General features: G+C 62.7%; 17 protein-coding genes. 13 read left to right on the top strand and 4 right to left on the bottom strand.

Annotated elements, in window-relative coordinates; translation table 11 throughout:
• The first annotated feature begins 45 nt into the window (after positions 1-45).
• Both proB and AC6R19_RS16990 read left to right on the top strand, forming a co-directional pair.
• Positions 46-1,179: a glutamate 5-kinase gene (gene proB / locus AC6R19_RS16995; protein ID WP_500581047.1), complete on the top strand. Its 1,134-nt coding sequence runs from the start codon at positions 46-48 to the stop codon at positions 1,177-1,179.
• Positions 1,180-1,200: 21 nt separating this feature from the next.
• Complete coding sequence (locus AC6R19_RS16990; protein ID WP_500581046.1) at positions 1,201-1,836, top strand: LysE family translocator; 636 nt, start codon at positions 1,201-1,203, stop codon at positions 1,834-1,836.
• A gap of 158 nt (positions 1,837-1,994) precedes the next feature.
• Here AC6R19_RS16990 and rpsT read toward each other — a convergent pair whose 3' ends face one another.
• The 4 genes from rpsT to AC6R19_RS16970 all read right to left on the bottom strand — a co-directional run bounded on the left by rpsT (position 1,995) and on the right by AC6R19_RS16970 (position 6,693).
• The gene (gene rpsT / locus AC6R19_RS16985) at positions 1,995-2,261 is read right to left on the bottom strand and encodes a 30S ribosomal protein S20 (protein ID WP_500581045.1); all 267 of its coding nucleotides are present in this window, start codon (positions 2,259-2,261) and stop codon (positions 1,995-1,997) included.
• Positions 2,262-2,456: 195 nt separating this feature from the next.
• A complete protein-coding gene (locus tag AC6R19_RS16980) occupies positions 2,457-4,730 on the bottom strand; it encodes an ATP-binding protein (protein ID WP_500581044.1) in 2,274 nt (757 codons plus the stop codon).
• 178 nt (positions 4,731-4,908) lie between these two features.
• A complete protein-coding gene (pdsR, locus tag AC6R19_RS16975; RefSeq protein WP_500581043.1) occupies positions 4,909-5,598 on the bottom strand; it encodes a proteobacterial dedicated sortase system response regulator in 690 nt (229 codons plus the stop codon).
• A 396-nt stretch (positions 5,599-5,994) separates the two neighbouring features.
• Positions 5,995-6,693 (bottom strand): OmpA family protein, encoded by a 699-nt coding sequence (locus tag AC6R19_RS16970; RefSeq protein ID WP_500581042.1) that lies wholly within the window; start codon positions 6,691-6,693, stop codon positions 5,995-5,997.
• A gap of 580 nt (positions 6,694-7,273) precedes the next feature.
• Between AC6R19_RS16970 and murJ the strand changes: the two genes are divergently transcribed.
• From murJ to pilV, 11 genes are all read left to right on the top strand, one after another.
• A complete protein-coding gene (murJ, locus tag AC6R19_RS16965) occupies positions 7,274-8,827 on the top strand; it encodes a murein biosynthesis integral membrane protein MurJ (RefSeq protein WP_500581087.1) in 1,554 nt (517 codons plus the stop codon).
• Between the two features lie 111 nt (positions 8,828-8,938).
• Positions 8,939-9,922: a bifunctional riboflavin kinase/FAD synthetase gene (gene ribF, locus AC6R19_RS16960; RefSeq protein ID WP_500581041.1), complete on the top strand. Its 984-nt coding sequence runs from the start codon at positions 8,939-8,941 to the stop codon at positions 9,920-9,922.
• A gap of 111 nt (positions 9,923-10,033) precedes the next feature.
• Positions 10,034-12,838 (top strand): isoleucine--tRNA ligase, encoded by a 2,805-nt coding sequence (ileS, locus tag AC6R19_RS16955; protein WP_500581040.1) that lies wholly within the window; start codon positions 10,034-10,036, stop codon positions 12,836-12,838.
• Entirely contained in the window at positions 12,831-13,373 is a 543-nt protein-coding gene (gene lspA / locus AC6R19_RS16950) for a signal peptidase II (RefSeq protein ID WP_500581039.1), read from the top strand. Before ileS ends, lspA begins: the two co-directional genes overlap by 8 nt.
• 5 nt (positions 13,374-13,378) lie before the next feature.
• Complete coding sequence (fkpB, locus tag AC6R19_RS16945) at positions 13,379-13,819, top strand: FKBP-type peptidyl-prolyl cis-trans isomerase (protein ID WP_500581038.1); 441 nt, start codon at positions 13,379-13,381, stop codon at positions 13,817-13,819.
• Between the two features lie 43 nt (positions 13,820-13,862).
• On the top strand, positions 13,863-14,795 hold the full coding sequence (gene ispH / locus AC6R19_RS16940; RefSeq protein WP_500581037.1) for a 4-hydroxy-3-methylbut-2-enyl diphosphate reductase: 933 nt from the start codon (positions 13,863-13,865) through the stop codon (positions 14,793-14,795).
• Positions 14,796-15,108: 313 nt separating this feature from the next.
• Entirely contained in the window at positions 15,109-15,603 is a 495-nt protein-coding gene (locus AC6R19_RS16935) for a GspH/FimT family protein (protein WP_500581036.1), read from the top strand.
• Between the two features lie 354 nt (positions 15,604-15,957).
• Positions 15,958-16,497, top strand: a complete 540-nt coding sequence (locus AC6R19_RS16930; RefSeq protein ID WP_500581035.1) for a pilus assembly PilX family protein — start codon at positions 15,958-15,960, stop codon at positions 16,495-16,497.
• 10 nt (positions 16,498-16,507) lie between these two features.
• Complete coding sequence (locus tag AC6R19_RS16925; RefSeq protein WP_500581034.1) at positions 16,508-19,498, top strand: pilus assembly protein; 2,991 nt, start codon at positions 16,508-16,510, stop codon at positions 19,496-19,498.
• Between the two features lie 310 nt (positions 19,499-19,808).
• Positions 19,809-20,336, top strand: a complete 528-nt coding sequence (locus AC6R19_RS16920; RefSeq protein WP_500581033.1) for a GspH/FimT family pseudopilin — start codon at positions 19,809-19,811, stop codon at positions 20,334-20,336.
• A 9-nt stretch (positions 20,337-20,345) separates the two neighbouring features.
• Positions 20,346-20,816, top strand: a complete 471-nt coding sequence (gene pilV, locus AC6R19_RS16915) for a type IV pilus modification protein PilV (protein WP_500581032.1) — start codon at positions 20,346-20,348, stop codon at positions 20,814-20,816.
• Positions 20,817-20,818: the final 2 nt, after the last annotated feature.

Below are 20,818 nucleotides of genomic sequence, written 5' to 3'. Positions count from 1 at the left end.
TTCTCCCCTCTCCCGCTTGCGGGGGAGGGGGTGGGGGAGGGGGAAATGGATTCCGGATCGTCTCGCCAGCGGCTCGCTTCAGCCAGGCGCTGGGTCATCAAAATCGGCAGCGCCCTGCTGACCGACAACGGCCGCGGCGTCAACCGCGCGGCGATATTCAACTGGGTGGAGCAGATTGCCGCGCTGCGCGAGCGCGGCGTAGAGGTGATCCTGGTCTCCTCCGGCGCCGTGGCCGCCGGCATGGACCGGCTCGGCTGGCGCCGCCGCCCCGAGTCCATTCACCAACTGCAGGCGGCTGCCGCCATAGGCCAGAGCCACCTGGTGCAGGTCTACGAACACGCCTTCGGCCAGTTCGACTGCCGCACCGCGCAGATACTGCTGGACCACGACGATCTCTCCAACCGCACCCGCTACCTGAATGCGCGCAGCACACTGCGCACCCTGCTGGCCCTCGGGGCCCTGCCCATCGTCAACGAGAACGACACGGTGGTCACCGACGAGATCCGCTTCGGCGACAACGACACCCTGGCGGCCCTGGTGGCCAACCTGGTGGAGGCGGATGCGCTGCTGATCCTGACCGACGCCGACGGCCTCTTCACCCAGGACCCCCGCGACAATCCGCAGGCGGAGCTGATCGGCGAGGCCTCGGCCGCGGACCCGAAGCTGCTGGCCATGGCCGGCGGCTCCCGCAGCGGCCTCGGCCGCGGCGGCATGACCACCAAGGTGCGCGCCGCGCAGCTGGCGGCCCGCTCCGGCGCCTGTACTGTGATCGCCGGCGGCGCGCGGGAAAGCATCATCGAGCGGGTCTGCGCCGGCGAGCCCCTGGGCACGCTGCTGTTGCCGGAGGCGGACCCGCTCACGGCACGCAAGCGCTGGCTGGCCGGCCAGCTGCAGGTACGCGGTGCCCTGATCCTCGACAGCGGTGCCGAGGCGGCCCTGCGCACCGGCGGCAAGAGCCTGCTGTCCGTCGGTGTCACCGCCGTGGAGGGGCGCTTCCACCGCGGCGAGCTGGTCTCCTGTCGCAACGGTGCCGGCGAGGAAATCGCCCGCGGCCTGGTCAACTACGACAGCGGCGAGACCGCGAAGATACTCGGCCAGCCGACGGAAAAATTTATCGAGCTGCTCGGCTACCGCGACGACGACGAGCTGATTCACCGCGACAACCTGATTCTCCTTTGATCCGGCGCCCGGGAGGGATCGATGATTTCCGCAACCGAATGGCTGGTATTCGCCGGCGCAGCGCTGCTGGTGGTGCTGACGCCGGGCCCGAACATGATCTACCTGGTGTCGCGCTCCATCTGCCAGGGCAGGCGGGACGGGTTTATCTCCCTGCTGGGGGTGGTCGCCGGCTTCCTGGTGCATATCCTTGCCGCCGCCGCGGGCCTGACCGCGCTGCTGCTGGCAGTGCCCATGGCCTACGAGCTGCTGAAGTGGGCCGGGGCCGCCTATCTGCTGTGGCTCGCCTGGCAGGCGCTGCGCCCCGGTGCAAGGTCTCCCTTCGACCCCCGGCCGCTGCCGCCGGATTCACCGGGCCGCCTGTTTGCGATGGGCTTCCTGACCAACCTGCTGAATCCCAAGGCCGCGGTCTTCTACCTGTCCATCTTCCCCCAGTTTATCGATCCGGAGCGGGGTGCCGTATTTTCCCAGGGGCTGATGCTCGGCCTGACGCAGATCGCGGTCAGTTTTTCCGTAAACTTGCTGATCGTGTTGTCCGCGGCGGGCATTTCCGGATGGTTCAGCCGCAACCCGCTGTGGCTGGCGGTGCAGCGCTACATAATGGGCTTTGTGCTGGCGGGCCTGGCGCTGCGTCTGGCCGCGGAACAGCGGCGGGTCTGAAGGGTTAAAATACGAGGGGTTCCTGGCCCGCTATGGGGGCTCGCGAGGGGGATGTAGGGGGTGCGTTGAAATGGCGCCCGATCCGCAGGCATAAAAAAGCCCCGCCGTTGGCGGGGCTTTTTTATTGGGCGAACACAAGATTCGCCTCTGCGGAATCCTTAGGCGGCCAGACCCTTGATCTGCGCGTTCAGGCGGCTCTTGTGACGGGCGGCCTTATTCTTGTGAATAATGCCCTTGTCCGCCATGCGGTCGATGACCGGCACCGCTTCCGCGTAGGCTGTCTTGGCTTTTTCCGCGTCACCTGCATCGATGGCCGCAACTACCTTCTTGATGTAGGTGCGCACCATGGAGCGCAGGCTGGCGTTGTGCTTGCGGCGCTTGTCGTTCTGGCGCGCGCGTTTCTTCGCTTGAGGTGAGTTGGCCACCGGTTGCTCCTGTCTGGAATCTCAATAAATCTGTAACTAACGGGCCGGGGCCCGATCGGGACGCGACATTATCCCCACCGTTGGTTGTTTGTCAACCATTGTGGGGACGGGGGAGAATGGGGAATCAGATGAGAAGGCCCCGGCAGCAGGGCCGCCCCCCGGGCCCTTACAGGGTCCGAGCCTTGGGGAGGAAAATCAGCGCGGCAGATCCAGGGTGAATATTACGCCGCAGCCGTCCTCGCGGTTGGCGGCGCTGAGGCGGCCGCGGTGGAAGTCGGCGATCAGTCGGGCGATATGCAGCCCCAGCCCCAGGTGGCCGGCCCTGCTGCCGTCGCCGCGCACCGATACCAGGGAGTCGAACAGCTTGTGGGCGTAGCCCTCCGGCAGCAGCGGGCCGTCGTTCTCCACCGACAGCCGGTAGCGGCCCACCTCCGAACTCACGGACAGGCGTATCTCGCTGCCCTCGGGCGCGAAGCTACAGGCGTTGTCCACCAGCTTGTCCAGCAGTTGCGCCAGCAGTTCCGGCGCGCCGTGACATGGCAGCTCGCCCCCGGGCCTGTCCAGGGCGAAGCGATGGGCCGGCTGGGCATCGCCGTAGCTCTGCACCAGTACCTGCAGCAGATCCGCCAGGTCGAAGTCTTCCTTTTCTGCCTGCTGGATGCTGGCCTCCAGGTGGCTGGCGGCGGACAGGCTGTTGAGGATGCCGGACAGGCGCGCGCCGCCTTCCATGGCCCGCTCGGCGTAGCGGCGGCCGTGCTCGTCCAGGTCGCTGGCGGCCAGGTTGTCCAGGGACGAGCGCACCACCGCCAGGGGCGTGCGCAGCTCGTGGGACAGTTTGCCGGCCAGGGTGCGCAGGTACTGGTGATACTGGTCCAGCTCGGCCAGCAGGCTGGCGAAGGCGCGGTTCAGGGCCCCCAGTTCGTCGCCCATGCGCGAGCGGGGGAAATCGCCGCGCAGCTTGCCGCTGGCGTCCACCGCGTTGCGCGCGGCGCGGTGCAGGCGGCGGATGCGCCAGGACAGCCAGCTGGCGTAGCCCAGCAGCAGCAACAGCGCGGTGCCGGCGGCGGCGCAGCTGATCAGCCACAGGCGGTGGGCGGCGGATTCGGTCAGGGACTGCAACGCCTCGCCGGATTGCAGCGCGATCACCCGGCCCAGCAGTGGGCGCCCGACGGTTGGTCCACAATCCCCGCAGGGATCCGTAGCGAGGCTGTGCCGGGGTGCGGACTGGCCGTCTTTGCTTCGGGCATCCTGCCCTGCGCCCTTCGGGGCGGCGGAGCCGCCCAAGTCCGCTCCCGGCGGATTTGTCGCGACCGAGGGGTGCGCAGGCGTACCGGATTGTACGTCGAGCGCCCCGACCGAGCGAAAGGCGGCCAGGCCGTGCTCTGGGACAGCCGCAGTAGGATGCCTGCGGGGATTGTGGGCCTGGGCGCGGGTGATCACCGGCACACTGACCGCGCCGATACGGCCGGCGAGGGGGCCGCGGAACCACTGCTGCTCGGTGATGCGGTTTCCGGTCATCGTCTCAGGCAGTGCGTTGTCCGGCATGGCCGGCAGCGCCTCGCGGGCCAGCAGGCGGCGGTAGATCCAGCTGCGCAGCCAGGATTCCTGCGGCTCGCCTTCGTTTTCGGTCTCAACCCGCCCGCTGCTGGCGAGCAGGAAGCCCTCGCTGTCCACTACTGCCAGGCGCAGCTGCGGCCGCGCGAAGTGGTCCAGCTCCGCCTGTAGGCCAGCCAGCGGCTGCACCAGCTTGCCGGGCAGGCCGTCGGTGGGCAGGGTGCCGGCGCTGCGCCGTGGCGGGCCGCCGTCGCTGGTGTCGCGGTCGACGACAGTAATCGCCAGTTCGCCGCCGGTCAGCGCATAGGGCAGGGACACTTCCAATTGATAGCCGCGGGCGGACGAGGTCCAGCGACCGCGCAGGCGCAGTTCGCGCTCGGTGTCACCGCGTCTGGGGTTGTGCCACAGGGCCTGGGCGGAGCCCTGGCTGGCCACCGGCAGTGTGTAGTGGCGGTCGGCAGTGTGGAATTCGATGGCATCGCCGCTGGCCAACAGGCCGGTACGGGGATCGTGATGGGCAGAGGTGGTATCGGCGACGGTCAGCAGCAGGTAAATGCGGCCGTCGAACTGGCCCAGGGTGACCCGGGCGAGGGGTTCGCCATCGGCGTCCAGCAGTTGGCGCGTCGGGAATTTCCAACGGTGCCAGTCGTCGCCGTAGCCGTCCAGCAGCGGCGCCTGGGGCAGGGGATTCAGGTAGAGCTGGGCGCCCGGCGGGCGGGCGTGACGCTCCGGATCCGGGACTATCAGCTGCGGCGAACTGGCGAGCCGCGCCGCCACGGCGCTGGCGGTGGCCTCCAGGGCCTGCATCTGCCCCTGGGCCAGGGCGCTGTCCACCTGGCGCAGATACTGGCAGCCGGCCCAGGGCAGCGCCAGGGCGACCAGGCTGACGAGGAGGAGTTGGCGGCGGAGGTTCATGGAGTTGGCCGGGACTCGGGACTCGGGACTCGGGACCCGAAATACCAACAATGAATGTGCAGCCGGTGGCTCTGTGTCCACTCTTGGTGAAGAAAGGAGTAAACCGCTGCCGTGTCAGCAGGAATGCTGCTTATTCCGAGTCCCGAGTCCCGAGTCCCGAGTCCCGTTTCTTCTCGCCTCATACCTGCCACCGATACCCCATCCCATAGGCAGTACCTATGGCATCGAACCCTCCATCCAGCGCCTGAAACTTGCGCCGGATGCGTTTCACATGCGAGGTGATGGTGTTGTCGTCCAGCACCACCCGCGCGGCCTCCATCAACTGGCTGCGGGACTTCACGTGGCCGGGGCGCTTCGCCAGCGCGTGCACTATCCAGAATTCGGTCACCGTCAGGTCCACCCGCTCGCCCTCCCAGTGACAGTGCAGGCGCGAGATATCCAGCTCCAGCTTGCCCTGGGTCAGGGTTTCGGTGTCGTCATTCTGGTCCCGCAGTACGCTGACCCGGCGCAGCAGTGCATTGATGCGCGCCTGTATATGGGGCAGGGAGATGTCCTTGGTCAGGTAGTCGTCGGCGCCGAGGCGCAGGCCGGAGATGATGTCCAGCTCCGAGTCGCGCGCGGTCAGGAACAGGATCGGCAGGGTGGGCGCCATGGCCCGCAACTCCCGGCACAGCTCGAAGCCGCCTTCGACCTCCGCGCCCAGGCCGACATCGATCACCGCCAGGTCAGGCAGCCGCTGGCGAAAGGCCTCCAGGGCGTCGGGACGCGAACTGTAGAGGTCGACTCGGTAGCCGCTGCGGCGCAGGGCGTCGCGGTAGTTCTCGGCGATGGCGCGTTCGTCTTCGACGATGGCGATGGTGGCAGACATGGCTGGATCCGGGTGATTTTTATACTGGCGGGGAATCATGCCTGAATTCGCCGGGAAATGGCAAAAAAGCGGGCGCAGGCGCCCGCAAATACATCAAGTACAACAGGGGTTTCACAGGAGGGTGTTGGTGTGGGTCGGATTTTCAGTCCGGGCTACAGGTGCCTGTAGATCGCCTTGTGGCGGTCCTGCTGCCGGTGGCGGTTTGCGGGACACGGGCTAGGCGCCCCCCCGTGAATACATCCCTGTACGCTCTCCGCGGCCATCCATGGCCGCAGAAGGTCCCGCGAGCCGCCCCCGGCATCAGGACCTTCGCATCGGCTTCGGTATTCTTTCCCGAGTCCCGAGTCCCGAGTCCCGAGTCCCGAGTCCCGAGTCCCGAGTCCCGAGTCCCGTCCCTTAAAAATTCCCCGCCATGGCCTCCGGCAGCTCGAAGTGGATGTCCACCCGGCGCTCCATCGCGTAGGCGTCGGCGTCGCCGCGGGGGGCCTTGGAGTAGGTGGCGCCCAGTGCGCGGCGGCTGATGCGGGCGGGGTCGACACCGCAGGCTTCCAGGGCGCGCTGTACCGAGAGGGCGCGCTGGTCGGACAGCACATTGTTGTAGCCGTCGCTGCCGCGCGGATCGGCGCGACCTTCCAGTTGTATCTGCAGCCGGCTGTGGCGGTTGAGGAAGTCCGCCAGGGCCGCGACCTGGCGCAGCTGCTCTTCCTGCAGCTGGTCGTCGCCGGTGGCGAACATCAGTTGGAATTGCAGTGAATCCAGGGCCAGTTCGTTGGCGTCGTTGGCCGACAGGCGCGCGGCGTCCAGTTGTTGCGCCAGGTTGCCCAGTTCTACGCGGCTCTCGGTCAGTTGTGTCGCCAGCATATCTGCCTCTTCTGCTTGTTTGATCTGCTCGCCCAGCCAGGCTCCGCCCAGGGCACCGGCGATAAACCCGACCGGCCCACCCACAGCTGCGCCCGCCACGGCGGCGCCGGTAAATACGGTGGCCTGCTTGGCCGGAGTCAGTTTCGATCCCTGGAACTCACGCTTGTGATCTGCGGCCTGGGTGCCGGTGGCGATAAGGGAGCCCAGAGTCGCGGCTATCAGTACTTTTTTCATGATCCATCTCCTTGCGGTTTTCTTCGAGTCTCTCGTATGGGCCACCCTGTGTTCCGGCCCGGTCGGGACTTATTAAAAAACCGCAAGGAGGCGCTGCCGTGGCGCCGGAGTGGCGAACCCGAGCGCAATTGTGGCGAAATCTGGCAGCCTCGCCGCGCTTACCCAGGCTGGCGCCAGTGGGGGCGGCGATAGCGCCTGTCGCGGGGGGCGTCTATGCGTACACGCACACGCTGGGGGCGGGGCCCGAGCGCCACTGCGACATACAGCAAAACTGCCAGCGCCAGAGCAATAATCAATGCGTTGATGGTCATCCGTCATCTCCTTCCGCCCCTCTCTCCCTTGGGGCGCGCCACTTGCTCACTCTGAGTATAGGCTCGCGTGCCAGCGGTAGTAGGCACTGTTTGGTGTTCCGGGGCTTCCGTCCCTCCGGGGGAATTGCGGTAGACTTGCCGGCCACCGGGCCCCTGTGGGTCCCTATCATCTGCCAGGAGTCGCCGTTTTGTCGCAGTCGCCCGCCAACAAGGACAAGCCCCAGAAGCGCCCGAGCGACCGGCCCGGTAGCCGGTCCGGCGCTTCCGGCCTGCTGCGCGGCAGCTCCATCGTCGGCGGCGCCACCATGCTCTCCAGGGTGGCGGGGCTGGCCCGGGACATGGTTTTAGCCCGCTTTGCCGGTGCCGGCGATGCCGCAGACGCCTTCTTCGTGGCCTTCAAGATCCCCAACTTCTTCCGCCGCCTGTTCGCCGAGGGCGCCTTTGCCCAGGCTTTCGTGCCGGTGCTGGCCGAGTACCGCCAAAAGGGCGGTATCGCCGCGGCGCGAGCGCTGAACGATCGGGTCGCCGGTGCGCTGGGCGGCACCCTGCTGCTGGTGACCCTGTTCGGTGTGCTCTGTGCGCCGCTGGTGGCGGGAATCTTCGCATTCGGCTGGTGGTGGGACGGCAGCGAGCGGGAGAAGTTCGATCTGGCGGCGGATATGCTGCGTATCACCTTTCCCTATCTGATGCTGATCTCCCTGACCGGTTTTGCCGGCGCGATACTGAACAGCTTCGACCGCTTCGCGGTGCCGGCACTGACGCCGGTGCTGCTGAACCTGGTGCTGATCGCGGCGGCCACCATCGCCAGCGGCTGGTTCGAGCCGCAGATCATGGCGCTGGCCTGGGGGGTGTTTGCCGCCGGCGTGGTGCAGTTGCTGTTCCAGCTGCCTTTCCTGATGCGCCAGGGGCTGCTGCCGCGGCCGCGCTGGGACTGGCACTACCCCGGTGTACGCAAGATCCTGCGACTGATGGCACCGGCCATCTTCGGGGTGTCGGTGACCCAGATCAGCCTGGTGCTGGACACCCTGCTGGCCTCCTTCCTGCCCACCGGCAGCGTGTCCTGGCTGTACTTCTCCGACCGCCTGACCGAGTTGCCATTGGGGGTCTTCGGCGTGGCCGTGGCCACGGTGATACTGCCGAACCTGTCGCGCCAGCACGCGGACGGCGACCCTCGGCGCTTCCGCCACACCCTGGACTGGGCGCTGCGCAGCGTCACCCTGATCTCGCTGCCGGCGGCGGTGGCGCTGGTGGTTCTGGCGGAGCCGTTGCTGACGACCCTGTTCCAGTACGGGGCCATGGAGCCGCGGGATATGGAGATGGCCGCCTGGTCACTGCGGGCCTATTCACTGGGCCTGCTGGCGTTCATGTTGATCAAGGTGCTGGCCCCGGGCTATTTCGCCCGCCAGGACACCTATACCCCGGTGCGCTTCGGCCTGATCGCGATAGCCGCCAAGATGGTGCTGAGCCTGGCGTTCGTGATTCCGCTGAATTACTACCTCAGACTCGGCCACATGGGGCTGGCCCTGGCCACCGCCTGCCAGGCGGCGATCAACGCCTGGTTGCTGTACAAAGGATTGCGCCGGGACGATGTCTATCGCCCTGAGGCGGGCTGGGGCGCCTATCTGCTGCGCCTGCTGCTGGCGAACCTGGCGATGGTGGGGGTGCTGCTGGTGGCGCTCTACTACTGGCAGGACTGGAGCGACTGGTCCTGGCAGGCCCGTGCCGGGCGTATGGGCGTGCTGGTCGCCGGTGGCGCGGCCGCCTATGTCCTGGTGCTGCTGGCCTCGGGCCTGCGCTCCCGCCATTTCCGGGCCTCCTCATAGGTGCGCCGCGCGCACCGGCGGAACCAATGGTGCGCACGGCGCACCCTACGCCGCCAACCACATATCAGCTATACTGCGCCGCTCGATTTTGTGAGGATGGGAAGAACCGCCTTGGCCCAAGAACGGGAACAGAAGCGCGAACTGATTCGCGGGCTGCACAACCTGCGTCCCCGCCACAAAGGCTGCGTGGCCACCATCGGCTCGTTCGACGGCGTGCACCTCGGCCACCAGGCGATCGTCGCGCAGCTGAACCGGCGCGCCCGCGAACAGAAGCTGCCGTCGGTGGCGATCATCTTCGAGCCCCAGCCCCACGAGTACTTCTCCGGCGAGCGGGCGCCGGCGCGGCTGATGCGCTTCAAGGAGAAGGTGCTGGCACTGTTCGACGCAGGTGTGGACCGGGTACTGTGCCTTCAGTTCAATGAAAAACTGCGCAGTTTGAGCGCAGAGGACTTTATCCAGCGCATACTGTTGGGCGGCCTTGGCATCAAACACCTGGTGGTGGGTGACGACTTCCGCTTTGGCTGCGATCGCAGCGGCGACTACCGGTTGCTACAGGAAGCGGGTGCCGGGGCTGGCTTTACCGTGGAGGACACAGCCACGGTGGAGGTCCGCGGCGGGCGGGTCAGCAGCACGCGCGTCCGCGAGGCGCTGGAGGATGCGGATTTCGAACTGGCGGAAACACTGCTCGGCAAACCCTACCGCATCACCGGCCGCGTGGCGCCCGGGCGGGCGCTGGGACGCCAACTGGGCGCGCCCACCGCGAATGTGCGCCTGCACCGCTACCGCTCGCCCCTGGTGGGCGTCTACACGGTGCGCGTGACCGCGACCGACGGCTCGGAACTGGCCACCGGTCGCCGGGAGATAAACGGCGTAGCCAATGTGGGTTTCCGCCCAACCGTGGAGGGCGAGGGCGCGCAGCCGCTGCTGGAAGTGAACCTGTTCGATTTCAACGGCGATCTCTACGGCCGCGAGCTGGCGGTGGAGTTCTGCCACAAACTGCGCGACGAGGAGAAGTTCGCCTCCCTGGAAATCCTGAAAGAATGGATTGCCCGGGATATCGAGAATGCCAAGGCCTGGTTCGCACAGAATCCGTAACAATACCGGTAAACAACACCCGTAGGATGGGCAAAGCGCAGCGTGCCCATCAACAACGCCGAAGATGGGCACGCTGCGCTTTGTCCATCCTACAGAGCTGAATCCATTTCAATGACCGACTACAAAGCGACTCTGAACCTGCCCGAAACCGACTTCCCCATGCGCGGCAACCTGCCCCAGCGGGAGCCGGCGATTCTGCAGCAGTGGCAGCAGGGCAAGCTCTACGAAAAGATCCGCGCGGCGCGCGCCGGCAGCGAGCAGTTTATCCTGCACGACGGCCCGCCCTACGCCAATGGCGATATCCATATTGGTCACTCGGTCAACAAGATCCTCAAGGACATCATCGTCAAGTCGAAGACCCTGAGTGGCTTCGACGCCCCCTACGTGCCCGGCTGGGACTGCCACGGCCTGCCCATCGAACACAAGGTGGAAACCAAGATCGGCAAGGCCGGCACCAAGGTGGACCACAAGACCTTCCGCCAGAAGTGCCGCGAATACGCCGCCAGGCAGGTGGAGGGGCAGAAGAAGGACTTTATCCGCCTCGGCGTCTTCGGCGAGTGGAACAATCCCTACCGCACCATGGACTTCCAGTTCGAAGGCGACATAGTGCGCGCCCTCGGCCGCATCGTGAAAAACGGCCACCTGGCCCGGGGTTTCAAACCGGTCTACTGGAGCGTGGTCGGCGGCTCGGCGCTGGCCGAAGCGGAAGTGGAGTACCAGGACAAGACCTCCTACTCCATCGATGTCTGCTACCCGGTCACCGAGGAGACGGCGCTGGCGATCGCCGATGCCGCAGGCGGTCACGCTGGCGACGGCCCCCTGTCCGTCGTGATCTGGACCACCACCCCCTGGACGCTGCCATCCAGCCAGGCGGTATCGGTCAACGGCGAGCTGGAATACGTGGTCGTGCAGGCCGGCGATCGGCGCATCCTCGTCGCCGAAGAACTGAAGGACGCGGTGCTGGAGCGCGCCGGCCTCGAGGGTGACATTGTCGGCCGTATCCGCGGCGCGGCCCTGGAGCACCTGAAGGTCAATCACCCCTTCTACGGAAAAGAGCTGCCGATCGTGCTCGGCGACCACGTCACCACCGACGCCGGCACCGGCTGCGTGCACACGGCCCCGGACCACGGCCCCGACGACTTTGTGGTGGGCAAGAAATACGGCATAGAGACCCTCAACTACATCGACGACAACGGCGTCTACCGCGACAGCGTGCCCCTCTTCGCCGGCGAACATGTCTACAAGGTGGACGACAAGATTGTCACGCTGCTGGAAGAGAAGGGCGTGCTGCTGCACAAAGACAAACTGGTGCACAGCTATCCGCACTGCTGGCGCACCAAGACGCCGCTGATCTACCGCGCCACACCGCAGTGGTTCATCAGCATGCAGCAGAACGACCTGCTGGACCACGCGCAGAAGGCTGCCGACCAGGTGCAGTGGATCCCCGGCTGGGGCAAGGCGCGTATCGATGCGATGCTGGATGCCAGCCCGGACTGGTGTATCTCCCGCCAGCGCACCTGGGGCGTGCCCATCGCGCTCTTCGTGCACAGGGAGACCCACGAGATCCACCCGGACACCCCGGCGTTGATGGACAAGGTGGCCGAACGCATCGATGCCGAGGGCATGGATGTCTGGTTCGACCTGGATCCCCGTGAGTTGCTCGGCGATGAGGCCGACCAGTACCAGAAGGTGACCGATACCCTGGACGTGTGGTTTGATTCCGGCGTCACCCACTACGCGGTGCTGGAGCGCCGCGACGGCCTGCGCTTCCCGGCGGACCTCTACCTGGAGGGTTCCGACCAGCACCGCGGCTGGTTCCAGTCGTCCCTGAAGACGTCGATTGCGATCAACGACTGCGCCCCCTACAAGCAGGTGCTGACCCACGGCTTCACCGTGGACGCCCAGGGGCGCAAGATGTCCAAGTCCATCGGCAATACCGTCGCGCCCCAGGATGTGATCAACAAGCTGGGCGCCGACGTGCTGCGCCTGTGGGTGGCCGCCACCGACTTCAGCGGCGAGATGGCGGTGTCCGACGAGATCCTGAAGCGCACCGCGGACTCCTACCGCCGCCTGCGCAACACCGCGCGCTTCTTCCTGTCCAACCTGGCCGGTTTCGATCCGCAAAAGGACCTGCTGCCGGAAGGGGAACTGCTGGCCCTGGACCGCTGGGCCCTGGACAAGGCCGCGCGGTTGCAGGACGAAATCATCGCCGCCTACGACAACTACCAGTTCCACCAGATCTACCAGAAGCTGCACAACTTCTGCGTGGTGGAGATGGGTGGTTTCTACCTGGATATCATCAAGGACCGCCAGTACACGACGAAGCCGAACAGCGTCGCGCGCCGCTCCGCGCAAACGGCCCTCTATCATATCGTGCAGGCCTTCGCGCGCTGGATAGCTCCTATCCTCAGCTTTACCGCCGAGGAGCTGTGGCAGTTTATCCCCGGAGAAAACGCCGAGAGCGTTTTCTTAAATGAATGGTATCCGCTGCCGAAGCTGCCCGAGGGTGCGGAGAAGGGTGCCGGCTACTGGGCGGACATCGCCAAGGTAAAGGCCGCGGTGAACAAGGTGCTCGAGGAACAGCGCGGGGCCGGCAATATCGGCGGCTCGTTGCAGGCTGCGGTGACCCTCTACGCCGACGACGATCTGCGCGAGAAACTGACCGAACTAGAGGACGAGCTGCGTTTCGTGCTGATCTGCTCCTCCACCTCGGTGCAGCGCCTCAGCGACGCCGCCGGCGCCCACGCCACCGAACTGGCCGGGCTGAAAGTGGACGTGCGCAAGGTGGATCACCCCAAATGCGCGCGCTGCTGGCACTACCGCGCCGATGTGGGCGCGAATCCGGACCATCCGGAGATCTGCTCCCGCTGCGTGGAAAACGTGGCCGGAAAGGGCGAGGAAAGGCACTATGCCTAGTAACGGATTGAAAGTATTCGGACACCCCTGGCGCTGGTACTGGCTGGCGCTGGTGGTGATAGGCCTGGATATCGCCACCAAGGTGTGGGCGGTGGAAATGTTTATGTACGGCCCCGCGATGCAGATAATCCCCGGCCTGCTGCAGTTCACCTATGCGGAAAACACCGGTGCCGCCTTCAGTTTCCTCGCCGATGCCGGCGGCTGGCAGCGCTGGTTCTTCGGCGCCATTGCGCTGGGTTTCAGTGCCATGGTCAGCGTGTGGCTGTGGCGACTTTCCCCCGCGAAGCGCTGGGAGCCCTTTGCGCTGGCGCTGATTCTCGGTGGCGCCATCGGCAACCTCTGGGACCGCATGCTGCTCGGCTATGTGCGGGACTTTATTTCCGTCTACTACGGTAGCTGGAGTTTTCCGGTATTCAATGTCGCGGATATGGCGATCAGTATCGGCGCTGCCATGCTGGTGATCGAACTGCTGTTCTTTTCGGACAAAGACGGCGCCGACAAGAAAGGCGAAGCAAAGAAGGGCGCGGAAGTTTAGAGAATATGGCAAATACCGAAATCGGCGAGCACAGCCGGGTAACCCTGCATTTCAGCCTGAAACTGGACGACGGCACCGAAGTGGACTCCACTTTTGAAGGCGATCCGGCCACTTTCAGCGTTGGCGACGGCAGCCTGCTGCCGGGCTTCGAACAGGCGCTGTTTGGCCTCAAGGCCGGCGACGAGGCGGAAATCGAGATACCGCCGGAACTGGGCTTCGGCCAGCGCAACCCGGCCAATGTGCAGAAGGTGCGCCGCGACAGCTTCTCACCGGACATCGAGCTCGAAGAGGGGCTGGTAGTCTCGTTCGACAACGGCAGTGGCGAACTGCCCGGCGTGATCCGCGAAGTGGGCGAAGACGAGGTCACCGTCGACTTCAACCACCCGCTGGCCGGGCAGACGCTCAACTTCCACGTAAAGATCATCGAGGTGGACTCGATTCAGTAGGGTGCGCCGCGCGCACCAATGAAACCAGGGTTTTGAACTGAATATGCAAATCCGACTCGCCAACCCCCGCGGCTTCTGCGCCGGCGTCGACCGCGCGATCGACATCGTCAACCGCGCCCTGGACGTCTTCGGCGCGCCCATCTATGTGCGCCACGAAGTGGTGCACAACAAATTCGTCGTGGACAGCCTGCGCAAGCGTGGCGCCGTGTTCGTGGACGAACTGTCGGAAGTGCCGGACGACGTCATCGTGATCTTCAGCGCCCACGGCGTCTCCAAGGCGGTACAGCAGGAGGCCGCCGAGCGGGGCCTCAAGGTGTTCGATGCCACCTGCCCGCTGGTGACCAAGGTGCATATGGAAGTGAGCAAGTTCAGCACCGACGGAGCCGAATGCATACTGATCGGCCACCAGGGCCACCCCGAAGTGGAGGGCACCATGGGCCAGTACGACACCGGCGCCGGCGGCGCCATCTACCTGGTGGAGGACGAGGAGGATGTAGCCAGGCTGCAGGTGAAGGACGAGAACAACCTCACCTTCGTCACCCAGACCACCCTGTCCATGGACGATACCGCCAAGGTCATCGACGCCCTGCGCGCACGCTTCCCGCAAATTCGAGGCCCGCGCAAGGACGACATCTGCTACGCCACCCAGAACCGCCAGGACGCGGTCAAGCAACTGGCCCTGGAGAGCGACCTTGTGCTGGTGGTGGGCAGCCCCAACAGCTCCAACTCCAACCGCCTGCGCGAACTGGCCGAGCGCTGCGGCGCCGCCGCCAAGCTGATCGACGGCGCCGCGGACATAGATTCCGCCTGGCTGGCCGGCAAGAGCGCCATCGGTATCACCGCCGGCGCCTCGGCACCGGAGGTGCTGGTGCAGGAGGTCATAGAGCGTCTGCAGCAGCTGGGGGCCGAGCTGCCCCGGGAGATGGCTGGGCGCGAGGAAAATATCCGCTTCTCCCTGCCGAAAGAATTGCGTTAAACCGGCGGCGCTCTGCGCCGCTACACCCGCCTCCCGAAAATTCCCTGCTATCCTCACTGAATGTTCGATTTTGATCACGGCCTGAGTTGAGCCAATACGCTCTCTGGACATGAGACCGGACACTTACATTGAGTGCCGTCCGGTGCCAGTCGAGTTTGCCCTGAGCGCCATTGGTTGCAGAACAACTACCGCCAGTCGTTATGACAGAAAAATCTCTGCCATAAAAGCTTTCTGCTTCTGATGGCCTACCTAGGCTGAAGGTGGTTGTATCGAAGTGGCTGATGGACCAGCCGCGGTAGTGTAAGGAAGCGAAATGCAAGTTCGGAAACAATCCGCGGGAATTACCCTGATGGAATTGGGGTTTATTATCGCAATTTTCGCGATCATCACCTCCATCGCTGCCCCCTCCTTTGTAGATGTGATCAAGCGCAAGCAGCGTCTTTCCTGTGCCAGCGAACTGGCCGGTGCGTTGCAGTTGGCGCGTAGTGAAGCGGTGAGGCGCAACCGACCTATAAAAATCACCGCGCGCGACGGGATCGCCAGTGGTGTGCAGGTATTTAACGATTCGGATGCCAACAGCAGAGTGGGTAGTGGTGAAATCATTCAGGTAACATCCCCATGCGCCGGCGCCAGTGTGAAGGTAACGGCCGGCTCCATCGAGTTCGCTTATCGACCCAATGGTCAGACGAACATGGCCGCCCCTCTTGTCATCGAAATCTGTGATTCCGCAGCTAGTGGAGAGAGGGGGCGCAGCCTGAATCTGCTCACCAGTGGGGCGCTTCGAAATCGCGACTTGACCTGCGGTTAGGGGCGGTCTGTGCCCGAGTACAAACAGCAAGTGCAATCTTCGCCGAGTGAAAGATCTATAACCTTTTTGCGTACTTGCATTATATGCCGCAACGAGACAACCAATATGCCTGGTCCGTACATGAGTGGAAACGGCACGGCGGGTATCTAGGGGAAGCCTCCGTGAGCAGTACAGGGAACCACCAGGTCGCGGAAATCCAAATACAGTTGCTGATTGTCCCGGATAAAGCAGTAGAGTGAAGCCTTTCGATTGTACCCTGCTGGGACAAAATGCGGCAGCTACACTCGAAAACGATGACAGAGTGCGCAATGTGTATACGGCTTCGAACAAGTTGTGAAACATGGAGAATTGCTAATGAAAAACTTGTCAGCTGATCGTGAACGAGGCGCGGTATTGGTAGCGAGCCTGATAGTGCTAATGATATTGACCCTGATCGGAGTATCCGGTGCGCGCAGTATTATCCTGCAGGAAAAGATGGCATTCGCCTCCCGTGATGCAAAGTTGGCGCTGGAAGTGGCGGAAGCCGCGCTTCGCGCGGCGGAGGCAGAAATCGATGCGATCAGTACGATTGACGACTTCACCGCCATAGGCACCAGCGGACATTACAATCAGGGTAGTGCACCGGCAGACCTCTTTGCCAGTACCACATGGGAAGAAGAAGTAAGCAAAAAGGTTGTCGTAACCATGAACGGCAGAGAGTTTACCGGACAATATTTTATCGAGCTCGCCGGTGAGCTGGACCCGGAGGCCATGGTGGGTTTAGTGGAAGTTAAAGGTACCAATAATGTCACCGCGGCGAGCGGCAATATCAAGGTGTTCCGTATTGTCGCGCGTGGTTTGGGAGTGGCGAAAACAGAGCGAATACTGGTCACTCACCACGGAAAGATTCTATAGGGGAAACCAGATGATTTCTTCCCGGAATTTTTCGCAGCGCAGCCTGATGCTGTTGCTCGGCGTCCTAGGTTATACCTTATCGATACTGGTTGACGCACAGAGCACAAAGACTGCGCCGGGCCCCGTCTCCAGCGTGCCGCTGGCTACTCAGGGAGGTGCCAAACCCAATCTTTTGATTATGCTCGATTCATCCGGCTCCATGAACAAGGAACTGGATTCCGGTGAAACGCGCATTGAGACGGTAAAAAAGGCGGCTTCCAACCTGATTGATAGCCTGGATGACGAAAGCATGCGCGTCGGTCTGGCGCAATTTAACAACGACGATGGTGCATTAATCCTCCAGAACCTTTCTGTATTGACAGCGACGGAGAAGACAAACGTAAAGAATAAAATCTCCGGTATTAATGCGGGGGGCTTTACGCCATTAGCAGAAGCCACATCTGATATAGGGCGCTATTTCACCTTGGGCTACCCGGCCAGTAACCGCTTGACATTACACCCGGAAAATTCGTTTGGACAATCCGCCGACAGCACCCACTCCGTAGATCAGATTTTTATCAATGAGCCGGCGTTTGCCACCGGGCAGAGCGCACCGAGTCAGACAGTAGAGTTTTATTGCCAGAAAAACTTCTTTATGGTACTGACAGACGGTCTCCCTACGCGAGACCAGAATATCAGTGCGCTCTTACAGGATTACGACAACGACGACAGTGACAACTGTAGTGTGGAACCAGGTTGCCCTCAGTATCCAAATGATGGCTCGGATTATCTGGACGACGTCACTACCGCCATGTTCGACATGGATCTTCGTCCGGATTTGGGTGGTCTGGACCACAGTAACCCCGCAAAGAACAATGTAACCACCTATATGGTGGGATTTGCCGAGGGATCACTGGCCGACAATCCATTGATGAAAAGTGCTGCCAATCAGGCCGGCGGTCAATTTTTGTTCGCATCGGATAGCGCTGCGCTGCAGAACGCCTTCCGTTCAATTCTGACCGACATCTTTTCCAGGATCGGAGCCTCCTCGGCAGTGGCTTTCAACGCGACTTCGCTGAATAGTGGTGCTATCGCCTATCTGGCCAGCTACAACAGCGACAAATGGTCCGGCAATCTGCTTGCGCATACGATCGACTCCGACGGCGATATCAGCGAAATGGAACTGTGGGATGCAGAAAGTGCACTTCCGGCTCCAAGGGCACGTTTTATCCTGACCTCGGAGGATGGCAGGGGCAGACTGTTCGCGAATAACCTTATAGGCGGTGTACCGGTCAGCGTGCATGAAGCGGATCTGCAAATCGATACTGCCACTGCAACAGTGGATGATCGGGCTGGAGAGCGGCTGGGCTACATTCGCGGCAGCAGCGCAGGCGAGGGAGATTCTGCCAGTGCCTTCCGCCGGCGCGACGGTGCCATCGGTGATATCGTCAACTCCACGCCAACTTATGTAGGGGAGCCCGACTTCAATTACCCGGATTCTCCTCCCTTCGGCACATCCTCCGATCTTTACTCGGAATTCGTCGCCGACAACGTGGATCGCCAGGCCATGGTTTATGTGGGCGCGAATGACGGTATGCTGCACGGTTTTGATGCGCTGACTGGAGAGGAGAAAATAGCTTATGTGCCTGAATTGGTGCTGAGTACAGAAAATTCCAGTGGTCTCCATTACCTGGCGAGTCAGGAATACGCGCATAAATTCTACGTGGACCTGACTCCGACAGTCGCCGATGTCTATTTCGATAACGCCTGGCGCACGGTCCTGGTCGGCGGTCTCGGTGCAGGTGGTAAGGGTTACTTCTTTCTTGATATCACCGACCCCGCCGATTTTTCTGCAGGTAATGCCGGCAGAATTGTCCTTGGGGAGCTGGGCATGGATGACGACGATATGGGATTGTCTTTCAGTCGGCCCAAAATCGCGCTGCTAAACAACGGGCGCTGGGCGGCGATTTTCGGAAACGGATATAACAGCAATAACGGCATTGCGGTGTTGTATATCTATTATTTTGATAATGGTGAAGTAAAGAAAATCACGACCGGAGAGGGGAGTGACACGGACAAGAATGGTTTGTCCACCCCGTCCCTGGCTGATCTGAACGGCGACGGCGTGGCTGACTGGGTCTACGCCGGGGACGTGCAGGGCAACATGTGGACTTTTGACCTATGCAACATGAGTAACGGCATTTGTGAAAGTGTAGATACGAATTGGGGAAAGGCCTACCCGGATCCGCTGTTCCGCACCGACATGGGCACCGGTTCGCTGCGCGAACCCATCACTACCGCCCCCCGTTTGGCTAGGAACAACGCGGTACCTGCGGGGGGCTTCCCCAACATCCTGGTATTGTTTGGTTCTGGCCAGTATCTGAACACCGAGGACCTCCAGAATACCGATGGTTCCTCATATTACGCGGTCTGGGACAGGGGGGACTTCGGTCTTGATTCATCTGATCTGGAGCTGCGCAGGCTTGGCCTCAGCAATGGCTTGCGCATCGTCTCCGGAGAGCCGGTCGACTGGACTACCCAGTACGGTTGGCAAATCCTCCTTGCCGATGGCAGCGCCGGTACTGTCGAGACAGTTGGCGGCGAGCGGGTAGTCGTAGAGTCGCTGCTGATGAGCAGTGTGCTCTTCTTCAACACGGCCATTCCGAGCACGGAAACCTGCTCGTCCGGAGGGACGGGCTGGCTGATGAGTGTGGATTTTGCCACCGGTCTCGCGCCTGCTCTCCCGGTTTTCGATGCGAATAATGACGGTGTTATCGACGCTGTGGACGAAGGGTTCGTCGGTGAACTGCCGCTGGATCTGGACAGCGAATCAGGGACTTCAAATGGCGGCTCCACTGGAGGTCTGCCCAGCGCACCTACCATCATCACCGGTGGCGGCGGCTTAGGTTCTCAGGGCAAGTTCTGTCTCAATGTCAACGGCAACCTGCTGTGTGGTGATCGCAATTGGTATGCCGGCGATCGCGTGGGACGTCTGTCCTGGAATGAAGTGACGCCTTTCTAGATAAACCGCTCGGCTGCGGGGAGCCACCTCTGGCGTATGCGTGGTCGCCGAAACAAAAGCAATGAGCTAGCCATTCTTTCCCACTGACAGCGCGGTTGCTGGACGTTTTTTGTTCAAAGACTGCCGGCCGACGTTTCCTTCCCCGTAAAAGATTTCCACCGAGTAGTTACCGCCTGTCGGCCGCGACAATCCACCCATCGGAGAAACTGGGCACATTGGGCTTGTTCGCTTCAGTTTTGAACATAGCTGGGGTATAGGTACGCCCGTCGTGTACCAAGTGAAATAACGGCAAGGTAAAAAAGGATAAAAAATGAACAGTTTGCGTCGGGCAGCCGGCTTCACCCTGATCGAGTTGATGATGGTGGTGGCGATACTGGCCATTGTCACGGCCATAGGGGTCCCCTCGTTCAACACGATGATAAAAAATAACCGTCTGGCAGCCGCAATCAATGATATCTCCGGTGCGCTGAACTATGCGCGCGCGGAGGCGGTCCGCCGTGGGCGCACGGTCCGGGTGGATGCCCTCGCCGGCGATCTGTCTAAGGGCCTGCGGGTCTGGTTCGATGCCGACGGTGACGGCAACTTTGACGATAACGACGCTGAGGAGTTGCGCCTGGTACGCCTGTCGACTTCCGCCGATCTTGCCGTCAGCGGTGAAGTGGATGGCACCGCGAGCGCCAATATAAGCCTGAGCTACAGCCCGCGTGGGTCCGTCAGCGGAGGTGGCAACCAGTTCAAGCTGACTCTCTGTGATGACCGCAGCGGCGACCATGGCAAGGAACTCAGCCTGCTGGCCTCAGGTGTCTTACGACTGACTTCCAGTATCTCTTGCAGCTAGGTGGCCTCCATGAAAAGACAAGCAGGTGCGACGATGATCGAGGTGTTGGTCACCATCCTGATCCTGGCGGTGGGGCTGCTCGGCCTTTCCGCCACCCAGATGATGAGCCTGAAAAACGGCAACAATTCCCACCACCGCTACCTGGCTGCATTGGCATCTCAGGAAATGGCGGAACGCATGCGGGCCAACCCCGCCGGGGTGGCGCTGAATAGCTACGACGACAAGACAGTCAACGGAAAAGATGAAGCCCCCCAGGATTGCAGTAACGGCTGCACTGCGCGGGAGCTGGCCAGTATGGATCTCTACGACTGGGGGCAGGTGATCAGCGATAATCTGCCCTCTGGCACCGGACAGATCAGCCGCAACGGAGATACCGTTACCTTTACCGTAAGCTGGCGGGAGCAGCACACCGGCGAAAACCGCGGCACCAGCGACGGCGGCCTGGACGATTCAACCTTCGTGTTGGTGGTGGAACTATGAAT

It is taken from the genome of Microbulbifer sp. SE14, from assembly GCF_059834885.1.
Note: the sequence above shows the minus strand (reverse complement) of the source record. Positions and strands in the feature narration are given on the sequence as shown.

Excerpts from the sequence above, each read along its gene's own strand:
- proB (WP_500581047.1), top strand. The coding sequence starts at position 46 with ATGGATTCCGGATCGTCTCGCCAGCGGCTCGCTTCAGCCAGGCGCTGG.
- AC6R19_RS16990 (WP_500581046.1), top strand. The coding sequence starts at position 1,201 with ATGATTTCCGCAACCGAATGGCTGGTATTCGCCGGCGCAGCGCTGCTG.
- AC6R19_RS16980 (WP_500581044.1), bottom strand. The coding sequence starts at position 4,730 with ATGAACCTCCGCCGCCAACTCCTCCTCGTCAGCCTGGTCGCCCTGGCG.
- pdsR (WP_500581043.1), bottom strand. The coding sequence starts at position 5,598 with ATGTCTGCCACCATCGCCATCGTCGAAGACGAACGCGCCATCGCCGAG.
- AC6R19_RS16970 (WP_500581042.1), bottom strand. The coding sequence starts at position 6,693 with ATGAAAAAAGTACTGATAGCCGCGACTCTGGGCTCCCTTATCGCCACC.
- ileS (WP_500581040.1), top strand. The coding sequence starts at position 10,034 with ATGACCGACTACAAAGCGACTCTGAACCTGCCCGAAACCGACTTCCCC.
- lspA (WP_500581039.1), top strand. The coding sequence starts at position 12,831 with ATGCCTAGTAACGGATTGAAAGTATTCGGACACCCCTGGCGCTGGTAC.
- fkpB (WP_500581038.1), top strand. The coding sequence starts at position 13,379 with ATGGCAAATACCGAAATCGGCGAGCACAGCCGGGTAACCCTGCATTTC.
- ispH (WP_500581037.1), top strand. The coding sequence starts at position 13,863 with ATGCAAATCCGACTCGCCAACCCCCGCGGCTTCTGCGCCGGCGTCGAC.
- AC6R19_RS16935 (WP_500581036.1), top strand. The coding sequence starts at position 15,109 with ATGCAAGTTCGGAAACAATCCGCGGGAATTACCCTGATGGAATTGGGG.
- AC6R19_RS16930 (WP_500581035.1), top strand. The coding sequence starts at position 15,958 with ATGAAAAACTTGTCAGCTGATCGTGAACGAGGCGCGGTATTGGTAGCG.
- AC6R19_RS16925 (WP_500581034.1), top strand. The coding sequence starts at position 16,508 with ATGATTTCTTCCCGGAATTTTTCGCAGCGCAGCCTGATGCTGTTGCTC.
- AC6R19_RS16920 (WP_500581033.1), top strand. The coding sequence starts at position 19,809 with ATGAACAGTTTGCGTCGGGCAGCCGGCTTCACCCTGATCGAGTTGATG.
- pilV (WP_500581032.1), top strand. The coding sequence starts at position 20,346 with ATGAAAAGACAAGCAGGTGCGACGATGATCGAGGTGTTGGTCACCATC.